Source organism: Mesorhizobium loti, from assembly GCF_013170705.1.
Lineage (GTDB): Bacteria > Pseudomonadota > Alphaproteobacteria > Rhizobiales > Rhizobiaceae > Mesorhizobium > Mesorhizobium loti_D.
The window spans coordinates 4420127-4433560 of sequence record NZ_CP033334.1; the positions used below are offsets into that span (position 1 = coordinate 4420127).

Sequence of the window (13434 nt, forward strand, 5' to 3'; positions counted from 1 at the left end):
TGCCAACGCAACGGAATTGATCCTTTGCGGATCACACATCATTGATGAACCCATGGTTGATGAGCAATGACGGCGGGGCGATGGCAGCTGGCCCATGGGCGCCATCTCGACCTTGACAGCAAGGCCGTGGTCGTCGGGATCCTCAACGTCACTCCCGACAGCTTTTCCGACGGTGGCCTGTTTGATGCTCCCGAGGCGGCACTGGCCCGGGCACGTCGCATGGTCGACGAAGGGGCCCGGATCATCGATGTTGGTGGAGAATCGACCCGGCCGGGCGCTGCCGCGATATCGGCCAGCGAGGAACAGGCGCGTGTCCTGCCGGTGATCGAGGCGCTGGCACGTTCCGGCGAGGTGCTGATTTCGGTCGACACCTATCGTGCCGAGACCGCTCGGCTTGCGGTGGCTGCCGGCGCGCATGTCGTCAACGATGTCTGGGGTTTGCAGCGCGAGCCCGACATTGCGCGGGTCGCCGCCGAAACCGGCGCCGGGCTCATCATCATGCACACGGGCCGGGATCGCGAAAAGCTGCCCGACGTGATCGCCGACCAATTCGCCTTCCTGGAGAAATCGCTGGAAATCGCCCGTCGGAACGGCGTTGCGGACGAGCGCATCGTGCTTGACCCCGGCTTCGGCTTCGCCAAGGAGACGGCCGAGGAAAATCTCGACCTGATGGCGCGCTTTGCCGAGCTTCATGCTCTTGGCTTTCCGTTGATGGCCGGCACCTCGCGAAAACGCTTCATCGGCACCGTCACCGGCCGCGATGCGGCCGACCGTGCCGCCGGGACGGCGGCGACCAGCGTCATTCTCAGGCTCAGGGGCGCACATCTGTTTCGCGTCCATGATGTCGCAATCAACGTGGACGCGCTCGCCGTGGCGGATGCTATGCTGGCGCGTGAAACCGCCGCATCGGCCCGAAAATCGGAATCGATTTTCGGAAAGCACGATGCGTAGATTCAAAAGTGTTAGAGCGTATTTTGTTCGTCCAAGTAGACGCACGTCGCTCTAGATCGGGACGCTGAGCCATGTATGTCATCCGCTTGAAGAATTGCGCCTTCTTTGCCCGGCATGGCGTGCTCGACGAGGAGGAGGCGCTCGGCCAGCGTTTTTATGTCGACGCGGTGCTGTCGGTCGAACCCGGCCGCGCGCTTGTCGACGATGCCATCGGGGAAACCGTCAACTATGGCATTGCCTTCACTGTGATCGAGAAGATCATCACCGGCGAGCGGCGCTTCCTGATCGAGGCCCTGGCAATGGAAGTGGCAAAGGCGCTGACGGAGCGGTTTCCGCAGATCAAGAGAGCCGAAATCACCGTGCGCAAGCCGAACGCGCCGGTGCCTGGCGTGCTCGATTATGTCGAGGTGACCGTTGTCTGGCCGGAGTAACACCGTATACCTCAGCCTCGGCGGCAATCTGGGCGACCCTGCTGCCTCGATGGCAGCGGCGTTGCGTATTCTCGATGCCGATACGGACACGCGCGTCGCCGCTGTTTCCTCGCTCTACCGCACGCCGCCCTGGGGCAAGCTCGATCAGCCGGATTTCCTAAACGCCGCCGCCGAACTGTCGACCCGGCTCTCGCCGCGGGCGCTGCTCGATCTCTGCCTCGATGCCGAGCGAAAGCTGAAGCGGGTACGTGAGGAGCGCTGGGGGCCGCGCCTGATCGATATCGACATCTTGGTGTTCGGCGACCGCATCATCCACGAGACGGGCCTGGAAGTGCCACATCCGCGCATGCTGGAGCGCGCCTTCGTGCTGGCCCCGCTGGCCGAGATCGCTCCGGATCTTGCCGTAGGCGGGCGAAGCGTGTCGGAGCGCTTGGGCGCCGTGGACGCCGCCGGCATCGAGCGATTGCCGTCCGGCCGTGACTGGTGGCTAGCCTGAAACAATTCCAGGAAGTGTGAGACGGCTTTCCCTGGGGGACGGGCGTCAGCCTGAGAAACCGCCTGCGTCCAGGAATGCCTTTTCCTCCGCCGTGGTTTCGCGGCCAAGCAACCTGTTGCGGTGCGGAAAGCGGCCGAAGCGCTGGATGATGTCGCGGTGCTCCAGCGCGTATTTCAGGTTGAGTTCGGCCCTGGCGGTGTGCAGTTCGACCGAAATGTCCTGGTCGGCAAGGTTTTCAGCATGTTCGAACGGCAAGTACAGGAACACGCGGACTTCAGGGTCCAGCGCCAGATCATGCCCGGCGGCGACCGCCTTCCGAGCAAAATGCTTGGCCAGCGAGTCGGTGGCGTACATGTGGCCGGTACCGCGAAAACAATTGCGCGGAAACTGGTCGAGCAGGATCATCAGTGCCAGAGAGCCTTCGGCGTGTTCTGCCCAGTCGTCGCATTCGCGCCGCGCGGCGGCGTAGTGCAGATCAAGAAAGCGGTCGCGGAAACCGGCATCGAAGGCATCGTTCTTCTCGAACCATGCATCCTCGCCGGCGTCACGCCAGAATTTGGTGACCGACAGGGCCCCGCTGTCCAATTCCATGCATGCTTCCCTGTTCAATCGGCGGTTTCGGATTTGTGCAGAACGCCGGCCGTCTCTTCATTGAGTGCCTGACCGGCGCGGCGCGGCGTGGAGAGCGGCGTCGGAATCGGCGTGCCGATATTGCCCCGCAAGAAGCGTTGTCCGGCGCGGATGCCTTCGGCGAGCTGGGTTTCGAAGCGGTCGTTGTCGCGGCGCCTGACGTCTTCGATCGTTTCAGCCACGTCTTCGGGATCAACACCAAGCGATTCCAGGGCCGAGCCACCGAAAACCAGGGCCGATTCGAAGGTCTCACGCAGCTGATAGTCGACGCCGGCACGAATGAGCTGCAGCGCGGTGCCGCGGTCGAAAGCCCGGGCCAGTACTGTGAGCAGCGGAAATTCGGCCTTGATCAGCTCGGCAATGCGAACAGCCGCATCGGCCTTGTCGACGCAGATCATCACCGCGCGTGCCCGGCCTGCGCCAGCCGCATGCAGGATATCCAGCCGCGTGCCGTCGCCATAATAGACCTTGAAGCCGAAGTCGGCCGCCGCCTGGATCATCTCGACGTCATTGTCGATGATCGAGACGTCTATGCCGCGCAACAGCAGCGGCTGGCTGGCGATCTGGCCGAAGCGGCCGAAGCCGATGATCAGCACGCTGCCAGTCAGGCCGTCGGCGATATCGACCCCGTCGAGCGATTGCTCGTCGCGCGGGGTGACATACCGCAAGGCGATGATCGCCAGCGGCGTCAGCACCATGGAGATGATGACGATCGCCGTCAGGGTCGCGTTGGCCTGGCCGTCGATGATGCCAACGGCAGCGGCGGCTGAGTAGAGGACGAAAGCGAATTCACCACCTTGCGCCATGAAGACGGCGCGTTCGAGCGCTTCGCGATGGCCGGTTTTGAGGATGCGGGCGACGATGTAGATGCCAAGCGCCTTCATCACCATGTAGGCGACGACGTAGACGGCAATCAGCTTCCAGTTCGCGGCCACGACATGAAGGTCGAGCGACATGCCGACGGCAAGGAAGAACAGGCCGAGCAGGATGCCGCGGAACGGTTCGATGTCGGCCTCGAGCTGATGGCGGAAGGTCGATTCGGACAGAAGAACGCCGGCCAGGAACGCTCCCATCGCCATCGACAGGCCGCTGAGCTGCATGGCGAGTGCCGATCCGAGCACGACCAGAAGGGCGGCCGCCGTCATCACCTCGCGAGCACGGGCGTCCGCCAGGATGCGGAAGAAGGGATTGAGCAGATAGCGTCCGGCCAGCACCAGTCCGACGATCGCCGCAAGGCCGATGCCGACCTCGGTCAGTCTTTCCGACAGGCTGGTGTCGGCGCCGCCGGGCGCAAGGAACGCGATCAGGGCCAGCAGCGGCACGATGGCCAGATCTTCCAGCAGCAGGATGGAGACGATGCGCTGGCCTTTCGGCGAGGCGATTTCCCCGCGTTCCTCCAGAAGCTGCATGACGATCGCCGTCGAGGTCAGCACGAAACCGGCTCCGGCCACGAAGGATTGCGCGATCGAAAAACCTCCGGCCATTCCCACGCCGGTCAAAAGGACCGCGCAGATCCCGACCTGGAGCGCGCCGAGGCCGAAGATTTCGCGCCGCAGGCCCCATAGCCGTGACGGCTGCATTTCCAGTCCGATGATGAACAGGAACATCACGACGCCGAGTTCGGCGACGTGGAGGATGGCGCCCGATTCGGAAAAGACGCCGATGCCGAACGGGCCGATCACCACCCCGGCTGCCAGATAGCCAAGGATCGAGCCGAGGCCCATGCGCTTGAAGATCGGGACGGCGACGACCCCCGCGGCAAGCAGCGCCACCACCTGAATGAGATCGCTGCCTGATGTTTCTACCGCCATTCCCACCGTTCCGTTTGTTCAAGGACCGCAGCCGATGCGGTCAAAACCCTGGCGGCGCGCGGATCGAAGGATGCGCTGGGACGCCGTAGCACTTTGATTTTGCGCATGATCCGATCCGAAAATCGATTCCGATTTTCAGGTCTCGCGCCTGGCCGGAAAGATAGGGGTTCCGGTGCGGATCGAACAGCCTGAATCCAGCCCGGACGATATTGCAGGCGCGTTACACAAGTTGAGGCCGAGGCCGAGTTGCATCTTGCCACAATCGAGGGTTAGAGCACGCTCGGCTTCGGCCATTGGAGGGTGAGCGACGATCAAGTCGCGCCCTTTTGAGGAGATGACTGACATGAAGAAGTTTTTGCTTGTTGCCGTCGGCCTGGCGGTGCTTGCCGGTTCGGCCTGTTCGAAGGCACCGGAATGCACGGCCGAGATTGCCACCAAGAAGGCGCAGGACATGGCTGCCGCACTGCAGGAAGCGATCACCAAGGACCCGTCCAAGGCAGCTGACCTGACCGCCAAGGTCCAGGCGGTGACAACCAAGTACCAGGGCACCACGACACTTGCCGACGCCTGCAAGGCCTATGACGAGGTGACGGCAGCGATCAAGGGCTGACGCCCGGTTCGACTGTTTCAAAGGAGGCGGTGGCGATGGGCCGCCGCCTCTTTGTTTTTGAGGTGTATTACGGCGCGATGCGCGCTCAGTTAGGTGCGATGGAGCCGACTTCGACGGCATCGACGCGCTTCAGGCTCATGCCGATGACCGGCACCAGCTGGTCCTGGACACGCACGGCAACCGTCACGGTCATCGAATTGTCGTCGGGGATGCGAGCCTGCATGACGCCGCGCAACTGATTACGGTTGATGGTGAAGACCACCTTGCGGGCATCGACAACATTGCCGCCGATGATATCGAGGCCTGCACCGGCCGAGCCGCCCATGAAGGAACCCTTGTAGTCGCGGCCCTTGCGCTCGATCTTGGCCGACATTGGCTGGGTGAACACGCCGACACGGCAGCCGCCGTCCAGCGTCATGCCCATCTTGCCGTCGGGCGTGGAGCCGGTGAAGCTGCAGTTGAACTTCGTGCCCTTGTACTTGCCGGCGATGATTTCGCCCGGACCGACCCATTTGCCTTCGGCCGACTGAAAGAACTGCTTGTCCGGCTCCGCGGCGGAAGCCCCCGAGGCGACACCGACGACTGCTGTGATCGCGACGGCCAGGGGCAAGATGCTGGACAGAATTACGCTTTTCATCGACGACACCCGGCAACAAAGAGGCTGTTTGGAACCGGTTTGACCATGAAGAAAATTGGTTAATGCTTCGTCACTGCGGGGTGTCGAAACCGCAATCGGCTCGTCGTCGGGAAGAGCAGGGCGCTATTTGCGGGAGCCCGTCGTTTCGGTGTCCTTCTTCGCGGCGAACGATGTCAATGCAGAGAGGAAATCGCCCAGTCCTGGACGTTTGGCCGCGCTGAAGGGCAGGGGGCGCGCCGTCTCCATGGCCGCGATGCCGATGCGTGCCGTCATCATGCCGTTGACGACGCCCTCGCCAAGCTTTGCCGAAAGGCGCGCCGCCAGGCCGTGGCCGACGATCTGCTGGACGAAACTGTCGCCGACGGCGATCGAGCCGGTAACCGCCAGATGCGCCAGAACACTGCGCGCCAGGCGGAAGAACCCCAGCGTTCCCGGCCGCCCGCCATAGAGTTCCGAAAGCCGGCGAATGAGGCGGCCTGCCTCGAACACGACATAGGCGACATCGACGAGCGCACGCGGGCTGACCGCCGTCACCAGCGAGACGCGTTTGGCGGCCTCGAGGATCATCACCTTTGCCCGGGCATCGAGGGGGCCGAGAATTTCCGCTTCGGCCAGGCGCACCAGATTGGCGCCATCGATGATTTCGCCGCGCAGTTCGGCCAGCGCGCGCCGGCCGGCCGCGGTTTCCGGCTTGGCCGCGACGAAAGCCGAAAGCTCGTCGACCACCGATCGTGCAGCCTTTGGATCGTCGCGCGCGATGGCGTCGAGCGCGCGCTTTTGCAGTTTTTCGACCTCGGCAAGGCGGGCGATCGCCAGGAACTCGCGGATCAGGATCACCAGGAGCGCGAGCACGGCAACAACAGCCATGCCGGCGGCCAGCCAGCCCAGCCATTCGGCACGGGCGAACAGGTCGCGTATCAGCTGGTCGGTCCACAGGCCGACCGCCAGTGAAACCAGCACGCCCGTGGCGCCGAAGAAGATGCTGCCCAGCAGCGAGCGTTTTCTGGGGGCGATCGCCGGTGGCGGCTCGGCGGCAACGATGTCTGGCTCGTCGAAAACGTCGATCTCCGCCGGTATAACCAGCGCGACATCTGTCTTGAGCGCACGGGCTTTGCGCGAAGGCTCGGCCTGGCGCGCTTCGGGCGCATCCTGTCTTGGCGCGGCTTCCGGTTCGATGCGGAAGGCCGCCGGCTTGCGGGGCGCGGTCATGCCAGATGGTCTCCGATCAGGAACTGCAAGGCACGGTCGAGCCTGATATGCGGCAAGGAAAGCGTGACGCCCTCGGCCGTGCGCTCCAGCTTTGGCGGACGGAACCGGACAAAGCGGATTGCCGGATCCTCGGAATCCTGCCTGTGGTCGGGCCCGGAGATGTCGAAAAGCGCATCAATTTTTTCCGGTAAGTCACCGGGAAATATAGCGGTTTCGGTCTTGCCGTCGAACGTCTCGCCGTTGATCCTCTCGCCGGCGATCGGCGTGCCGATAATGACCGGCAACGTCTCGCGGCCTTGCTTGACCGTGCCTTCTCGGGTCGCACGCACCGCCGCCATGGCCGCCACGTCGACGTCGGCGCCGGTGAAGTTCGCCCGTGCCACGGCGCGGTCGGCCAACCGCCGTACGATTGCCTGCAACCGGTCATGGCTTTCATGGTGCAGGTGGTCGGCCTTCGTCGCGGCGACCAGGATGCGGTCGATGCGCCGCGAAAAGAAGTCGGTGAGGAAGTTGCTCCGGCCGGGACGAAAACAGCTGAGAATCTCGGTCACCGCGCGCTCGAGATCGGCCATGGCGCCAGGGCCGGCATTCAGCGCCTGCATGGCATCGATCAGCACGATCTGGCGGTCCAGCCGCGTAATGTGTTCGCGGAAGAAAGGTTTGACGACATGCGTCTTGTAAGCCTCGTAGCGCCTGTCCATCATGGCGTGCAGTGACCCCGGGGGTGGACGCCTGTCGCCGAGGCCTGCCAGCGGGGCGAAAGTCAGAGCGGGGGAGCCTTCGAGATCTCCGGGCATCAGGAAACGGCCAGGCGGCAGGGTTGAAAGCGCCCGCTCGTCGAGTTTGCAGGCCTTGAGATAGGCGGCGAAGCTTTCGGCCAGGCGGCGTGCCGTCATTTCGTCGGCGTCGGCATTCGGGTCGATCCGCGCCGAGATCGCCCGCCAGGCCCGCGACAGATCCTCCCGCACCGGCAAAGCGGCCATCTCTATGGCCTCGCGTGAAAAATCGGTGAAGGATTTGCCAAGCAGCGGCAGGTCGAGCAGCCATTCGCCGGGGTAGTCGACGATGTCGACCGACAATTTGCCGGAAGAGAACATGCGGCTCCAGCCGGAGGCCGATTCGTATTCGATGGTCAGCCGCAGTTCAGAAATGGCCCGTGTCGAATCGGGCCAGACGCGGTCGTTGACCAATGCGGCGATGTGGTCCTCGTATTGGAAGCGCGGCACGGCGTCGTCAGGTTGTTCTTCGAGGAAGGCGCGCGCGATGCGCCCGGATTTCTGTGCCTCGAACAATGGCAGGCGCCCGCCGTGGATCAGATTGTGGACCAGCGCGGAGATGAACACCGTCTTGCCCGCGCGGGAAAGGCCTGTGACGCCCAGTCTCAACGACGGAGAAAAAAGCCCTGTGGCGCGTCCCGACAGCGTATCGAGGGCAATTCTTGCCTCGTCGGTGATAGTGGTTAGCGATGATGCCAAAATGTGCTCTCTCGGGCTTCGGTCCCTGCGATATAGGCCTTGGAACCCGGCTTTGAAATGGCGCCGGAAGGCGACACTAGAGATCGGCCGGTGTCAGAAACGCTTCGAGATAACCCGCTTCCTGGGCTGCGTTCTTCAGAGCGTCAAGGAAACGCACGACCGCCAGGCCCGAAGTCGGGAAACCATGATTGAGCATTGCCCGTGCCGTCTCCTCGCCGTCGCCCGAGACCGCCATGGCAAGATCCTCCATCATCGGGTTGTGACCGATGACCAGCAGGGAACCCGGCCCGCCATGCTCCCGGATAAGGCGGAGATAGCCGGCCGCGTCTTCGCTGTAGAGCGTGTCGAAAAACAGCACCTTGCCGGTATCTGTCTGACCGGCCAGTCCTTCGAGCGTTTCCCTGGCGCGCCTGGCGTTGGAGCACAATGTCAGGTCGGGGACATAGCCACGTGATCGCATGGCCGTGCCTACGATCTCGGCATCGGCGCGGCCCGATGCGTCGAGCGGGCGATCGAAATCGCGCATTCCGGGCAGCGCCCAGCCGGCCTTGGCGTGTCGCAACAGATAGAGCCTGCTCACCCAACCTCCAATGATGCCGAAAGCCGAAGCCGCATCGCGATTAGCCACGAGAAGGGCGGTTCGCACAATGGTCCCGCGTTCTCCCGCCAATGAATTGCATGGGATGGGATCACAGGGGTGGTTCGCCTTGGCTATGGAATCGGCTGCGGCTCGCTTCAGCGGAGGCCGCCGGCGTACTTTAACAATTGCGTGAGTCGGTGGGCGATTGCGCTTGTGCAGGCGTCGACCGGCGAATATATAGGCGCCAAATTTGGGGCAGTTTGGGTGAGTCGAATGAACGACATCGTTACCGCCGATTACGTACCCTCCGAAGACGAGCCGTTCATGAACGAACGGCAGAAATCCTACTTCCGCCTAAAGCTCGTCACCTGGAAAAATGACATACTGCGCGAAGCGCGCGAAACTCTCGAAATCCTTCAGCAAGAAAACGCCAACCACCCTGACCTCGCCGACCGCGCCTCTTCGGAAACCGACCGCGCCATCGAGCTCAGGGCCCGCGATCGCCAGCGCAAGTTGATCTCGAAGATCGATTCGGCGCTGCAGCGCATCGATGAAGGCACTTACGGCTATTGCGAGGAAACCGGCGAGCCTATCGCGCTGAAGCGGCTTGATGCGCGTCCGATCGCCACCTTGTCGATCGAGGCGCAGGAACGACATGAGCGCCGCGAAAAAGTCTATCGCGACGACTGACATATTGCTTCGGGGCTGCGGTTCCGGGCAGTTACAACGAAGTTGAAAATCAAAATGGCCGGGTTTCCCGGCCATTTTTCGTTGGTGCTTGGCTGGGCCAAAACCGGGCGACAGCGTACTCGAACTCGGCCAGGTGGCCGGCCGGCTCAGGCGCTTGTCATCTCTTCTGGCTTGAAAGTTCGCCCAGAAGCTTGGTCATTTCATCGTCGAGCGATTGCGGCGCCTTGGCTGCCGGTTTGCCCACCGGGCCGCCGGAGCGGGGCTGGTCCAGCGAAACCTCGAGTTCCTTCATCAGCGTGTCATCGATGCTGTCCTGCCTTGGCGGCGGCGGCGGCGGCGGTGGCACGTGCCTGACGGCGTTGGCGGAGCCGTAGGCAGGCAGTGGCGTGACGTTGGCCGACTGATAGGTTTGCGCCGCCGGCTTCGGTGCGGGCGTCTGGGCTGGCGGTGGCGCCGCCGGGCGCTGGCGGGCAGGCGGTGCGGCAGTCATCGGCGGCGGAGGCGGTGTGGGACGTGCCGGTGCGGGAGCCGGCTTAGGCGGATGCGATTTTGTTGCCGGGGCCGTGGCGGCCGGGACGGGCTGCAGACCGCCATCTCCGGTCAGCGCCGGGCGGCGAGGCGCAGCCAGGCGGATGTCGCGTTCGACGACGACATCGGTCGGGCCGCCGATCAGCAGCAGATGCTCGATGTCGTCGCGGCGCACCAGCACCAGCCGTCGATGGCTGTCGACAGCCGTGGCGTCCATGACGGCAAGCCGGGTCTTGCGGTTCCGTCCACCGGCGACAAACGTACCGAAGGTCAGGTTGCGCACGAGCCTGATGATGACGAGTACGATGACCAGCAGGATGAGCGCCGCGAAAGTCCATAGGAGTGCCGCCGCATAACCAGGGCCCGCCACGCTATCCAGCCACTGCATTGGTTTCCCCTGATCGGTTTGGAAAGTGACGCGACACTAGACCGTTGCGGCTGGCCACCGCAAGTTGCCTTTCACGCATCGTGAACAGCTTGAAACACTCTACGGCCGGCAGGCATCATTTTTATCTGACATTTGCCGCCCGGGCCTTTTCCGGACTAGGAGAATGTGATTCAACCGGCTAAAGCGCGTCGCGCTGAAACGGATTCATGCGACGCGCTTCAGGTCCTTGTGTTTCATGCGTGTCGTTTTCCCAAAACCGAAGTCATTTTTGGGCGACATGCATTAGGGGCGGGTGTCGGAACAGCGGACTTCACGAGCAGGGGGCATATGGCCAAGGAAGCGCGCGGCGATTTCTATCCGGTACCGATCGTCGACCAGAACACGCGACCGGGCGCGGTCACCCGGCTCATCATCTTCATCGTCGTTCTGACGGGGGCGGCGATCGTCTTCGGGCTGTTCCGCGAGCGCCTAGGCGATCCGTTCCTGCTCGGCATGCTGGGCGTGCTGGCAATGATCGGCGTCGGCTTCCTGTTCGCGACGGCGATCGGCTTCGTACAGGTCACGCCGCGCTCGACCGGCGATGAGCTGTCCAAGGCTTTCGTCGATTCCATGTCGCAAGGCCTGCTGGTGACGGACACCAAGGGCCGCGTCGTCTACGCCAACCGGGCCTATGCCGACATGACCGGAGCCTCCTCGGCCGCCGACCTGAAGACGGTCGAAGGGCTGCTTTCGGATGTTCCCGAGGCTTCGGTGACCATTTACCGGCTGGCCTCCGGCCTGCGTGACGGCCAGCCCGGCGACGGCGAGTTCCGGCTCGCGCAATCGATCCGGCCCGGCGCCGAACCGGGTGCCCGCTGGTACAGGGCGCGCGCCCGAACCTTCAGCGTTCCGGGCCAGCGGCTGCCGATGCTGGCCTGGCAACTCGCCGATATTTCGCAGGAACGGGCCGAGCAGGAGCGTTTCTTCCTCGACCTGCAGAAGGCCATCGACCATCTCGATCATGCCCCGGCCGGCTTCTTTTCCGCCGACCAGGACGGCCGCGTCACCTATATCAACGCCACGCTCGCGGAGTGGCTCGGCATTGATCTCGCCAGTTTCACGCCGGGCGCCGTGACCTTGCCGGATATCGTTGCCGGTGATGGCATGGCGCTGGTGCGCTCGGTCAAGGCCGATCCCGGCACGACGCGCAACGCGGTCATCGATCTCGACCTGACAACGATGACGGGAGAGGCGCTCCCGGTGCGTTTCATGCATCGCGTTTCGGCCAGCCGCGAAGGTGTCGGCGGCCCGACGCGCACGATCGTGCTTAACCGCACGCAAGGCGAGGATGCGTCGGCCGATCTGCGCGCTTCGGAAGTGCGCTTCACCCGCTTCTTCAATTCTACGCCGATGGCCATCGCGGGTGTCGATGCCAGCGGGCGCATCCTGCGCACCAATGCGCCCTTCCTGTCGCTGTTTTCCTCGGTCGTCGACCGGGACGCCGTGGATCGCCGCGTGCGGCTCGATACGGTGATCCATGAGCGCGACCGGCCGGCCTTTGCCGCCGCATTCGAGAAAGCCCGCCAGCGGCAGGCCGACATCGAGCCGATCGACACCGTGCTGCCCGGCAACGAAGAGCGGCATATCCGGTTTTACGTCAACGCCGTCGCCGACGGCACCGGTGGCGAGGGCGCTGAGGAATCGGCCATCGTCTACGCCGTCGAGACGACCGAGCAGAAGGCACTCGAAGGGCAGATGGCGCAGAGCCAGAAAATGCAGGCGGTTGGCCAGCTCGCCGGCGGTATCGCCCACGATTTCAACAATGTGCTGACCGCCATCATCATGGCGTCGGACCTGCTCCTGACCAATCACCGGCCGTCGGATCCGTCCTTCCCCGACATCATGAACATCAAGCAGAACGCCAACCGGGCCGCTTCGCTGGTCAGGCAGTTGCTGGCCTTCTCGCGCAAGCAGACGCTGCGGCCGGAGGTGCTGAACCTGACTGACGTGCTTGCCGATCTCAGGATGCTGCTTGCCCGCCTCGTCGGCAATGACATCAAGCTGAAGGTCGACCACGGCCGCGACCTGTGGCCGGTCAAGGTCGATATCGGCCAGTTCGAGCAGGTGGTGGTCAATTTGGCGGTCAATGCGCGCGACGCGATGCCGGCCGGCGGCGATCTCACCGTGCGCACCCGCAACGTGACCGCCGAGGAGTGCAAGACCTTCTCCTACCGCGAACTCGCCGCGGCCGACTACGTCGTGGTCGAAGTCGAGGATACCGGCAGCGGCATCGCGCCTGATGTGCTGAAGAAGATCTTCGAGCCGTTCTTCACCACCAAGGAGGTCGGCAAGGGCACGGGCCTTGGCTTGTCCATGGTCTACGGCATCATCAAGCAGACCGGCGGCTTCATTTTCTGCGATTCCGAAGTCGGCAAGGGGTCGACCTTCCGCATCTTCCTGCCGCGTCACATCGCGGAGGCAAAAAAAGCAGCCGAGCCCGGGGAGGCGCCGAGCGCCGCGCCGGTCAAGCCGGTCGACAGCACCAAGGACCTGTCCGGGTCGGCCACGGTGCTGCTGGTCGAGGACGAGGACGCCGTGCGCATGGGCGGCGTGCGGGCCCTGACCTCGCGCGGCTATACCGTGCACGAGGCATCATCCGGCGTCGAGGCGCTGGAAGTGTTCGAAGCGCTGGGCGGCAAGGTCGACATCGTCGTCTCGGACGTGGTGATGCCCGAAATGGACGGGCCGACCCTGCTTGGTGAATTGCGCAAGCGCCAGCCCGACATCAAGTTCGTCTTCGTGTCGGGATATGCCGAGGACGCATTCGCCAGGAACCTGCCGGCCGAGGCGCATTTCGGCTTCCTGCCGAAGCCGTTCTCGCTCAAGCAACTGGCAACGATCGTCAAGGACATGCTTGAGTCCTAGAACGCGTCTGTAAGGGATCCGTGCGCCGCGCTTCGGGTCTTTGCTTTTGTGCATGGCGTTCGCCCGAACGGAGGTCGCTTTTAGGCGGCATGCA

At 63.7% G+C, this 13434-nt stretch carries 13 protein-coding genes; 6 read left to right on the top strand and 7 right to left on the bottom strand.

Annotated elements, in window-relative coordinates:
* Positions 1-66 precede the first annotated feature (66 nt).
* The 3 genes from folP to folK all read left to right on the top strand — a co-directional run bounded on the left by folP (position 67) and on the right by folK (position 1878).
* Positions 67-951, top strand: coding sequence for a dihydropteroate synthase (folP, locus tag EB815_RS21480; RefSeq protein ID WP_056576706.1), 885 nt, complete (start codon positions 67-69; stop codon positions 949-951).
* A 71-nt stretch (positions 952-1022) separates the two neighbouring features.
* Positions 1023-1382, top strand: coding sequence for a dihydroneopterin aldolase (gene folB, locus EB815_RS21485; RefSeq protein ID WP_056576709.1), 360 nt, complete (start codon positions 1023-1025; stop codon positions 1380-1382).
* Complete coding sequence (folK, locus tag EB815_RS21490; protein ID WP_056576712.1) at positions 1366-1878, top strand: 2-amino-4-hydroxy-6-hydroxymethyldihydropteridine diphosphokinase; 513 nt, start codon at positions 1366-1368, stop codon at positions 1876-1878. Before folB ends, folK begins: the two co-directional genes overlap by 17 nt.
* Before the next feature lie 45 nt (positions 1879-1923).
* Here the strand turns inward: folK and EB815_RS21495 are convergent, their stop codons facing one another.
* The gene (locus EB815_RS21495) at positions 1924-2469 is read right to left on the bottom strand and encodes a DUF924 family protein (protein ID WP_056576715.1); all 546 of its coding nucleotides are present in this window, start codon (positions 2467-2469) and stop codon (positions 1924-1926) included.
* Between the two features lie 14 nt (positions 2470-2483).
* On the bottom strand, positions 2484-4319 hold the full coding sequence (locus EB815_RS21500) for a monovalent cation:proton antiporter-2 (CPA2) family protein (protein WP_056576718.1): 1836 nt from the start codon (positions 4317-4319) through the stop codon (positions 2484-2486).
* Positions 4320-4662: 343 nt separating this feature from the next.
* Here EB815_RS21500 and EB815_RS21505 point away from each other — a divergent pair, with 343 nt between their 5' ends.
* Entirely contained in the window at positions 4663-4929 is a 267-nt protein-coding gene (locus EB815_RS21505; protein ID WP_019858327.1) for a hypothetical protein, read from the top strand.
* 85 nt (positions 4930-5014) lie between these two features.
* On the opposite strand, the gene EB815_RS21510 is transcribed toward EB815_RS21505, so the two are convergent.
* From EB815_RS21510 to EB815_RS21525, 4 genes are all read right to left on the bottom strand, one after another.
* Positions 5015-5566 carry a hypothetical protein gene (locus tag EB815_RS21510; protein WP_056576721.1) on the bottom strand — a complete coding sequence of 184 codons (552 nt, stop codon included), beginning with the start codon at positions 5564-5566 and terminating at the stop codon, positions 5015-5017.
* A gap of 123 nt (positions 5567-5689) precedes the next feature.
* Complete coding sequence (locus EB815_RS21515; protein ID WP_056576725.1) at positions 5690-6775, bottom strand: YcjF family protein; 1086 nt, start codon at positions 6773-6775, stop codon at positions 5690-5692.
* Positions 6772-8250, bottom strand: a complete 1479-nt coding sequence (locus EB815_RS21520) for a YcjX family protein (protein WP_056576729.1) — start codon at positions 8248-8250, stop codon at positions 6772-6774. The genes EB815_RS21515 and EB815_RS21520 overlap by 4 nt, the downstream gene beginning before the upstream one ends.
* Before the next feature lie 76 nt (positions 8251-8326).
* Complete coding sequence (locus EB815_RS21525) at positions 8327-8830, bottom strand: SixA phosphatase family protein (protein WP_056577409.1); 504 nt, start codon at positions 8828-8830, stop codon at positions 8327-8329.
* 273 nt (positions 8831-9103) lie between these two features.
* Here EB815_RS21525 and dksA point away from each other — a divergent pair, with 273 nt between their 5' ends.
* Positions 9104-9520 carry an RNA polymerase-binding protein DksA gene (dksA, locus tag EB815_RS21530; RefSeq protein ID WP_006202025.1) on the top strand — a complete coding sequence of 139 codons (417 nt, stop codon included), beginning with the start codon at positions 9104-9106 and terminating at the stop codon, positions 9518-9520.
* 157 nt (positions 9521-9677) lie between these two features.
* Here dksA and EB815_RS21535 read toward each other — a convergent pair whose 3' ends face one another.
* Positions 9678-10436: a flagellar biosynthetic protein FliO gene (locus EB815_RS21535; protein WP_056576732.1), complete on the bottom strand. Its 759-nt coding sequence runs from the start codon at positions 10434-10436 to the stop codon at positions 9678-9680.
* A 327-nt stretch (positions 10437-10763) separates the two neighbouring features.
* Between EB815_RS21535 and cckA the strand changes: the two genes are divergently transcribed.
* Positions 10764-13340 carry a cell cycle histidine kinase CckA gene (cckA, locus tag EB815_RS21540; protein ID WP_056576735.1) on the top strand — a complete coding sequence of 859 codons (2577 nt, stop codon included), beginning with the start codon at positions 10764-10766 and terminating at the stop codon, positions 13338-13340.
* The last annotated feature ends 94 nt before the right edge of the window (positions 13341-13434 follow it).

Bases quoted from the DNA above. Each gene is read 5' to 3' on its own strand.
- folP (WP_056576706.1), top strand. From the start codon at position 67: ATGACGGCGGGGCGATGGCAGCTGGCCCATGGGCGCCATCTCGACCTT.
- folB (WP_056576709.1), top strand. From the start codon at position 1,023: ATGTATGTCATCCGCTTGAAGAATTGCGCCTTCTTTGCCCGGCATGGC.
- EB815_RS21495 (WP_056576715.1), bottom strand. From the start codon at position 2,469: ATGGAATTGGACAGCGGGGCCCTGTCGGTCACCAAATTCTGGCGTGAC.
- EB815_RS21500 (WP_056576718.1), bottom strand. From the start codon at position 4,319: ATGGCGGTAGAAACATCAGGCAGCGATCTCATTCAGGTGGTGGCGCTG.
- EB815_RS21505 (WP_019858327.1), top strand. From the start codon at position 4,663: ATGAAGAAGTTTTTGCTTGTTGCCGTCGGCCTGGCGGTGCTTGCCGGT.
- EB815_RS21510 (WP_056576721.1), bottom strand. From the start codon at position 5,566: ATGAAAAGCGTAATTCTGTCCAGCATCTTGCCCCTGGCCGTCGCGATC.
- EB815_RS21515 (WP_056576725.1), bottom strand. From the start codon at position 6,775: ATGACCGCGCCCCGCAAGCCGGCGGCCTTCCGCATCGAACCGGAAGCC.
- dksA (WP_006202025.1), top strand. From the start codon at position 9,104: ATGAACGACATCGTTACCGCCGATTACGTACCCTCCGAAGACGAGCCG.
- EB815_RS21535 (WP_056576732.1), bottom strand. From the start codon at position 10,436: ATGCAGTGGCTGGATAGCGTGGCGGGCCCTGGTTATGCGGCGGCACTC.
- cckA (WP_056576735.1), top strand. From the start codon at position 10,764: ATGGCCAAGGAAGCGCGCGGCGATTTCTATCCGGTACCGATCGTCGAC.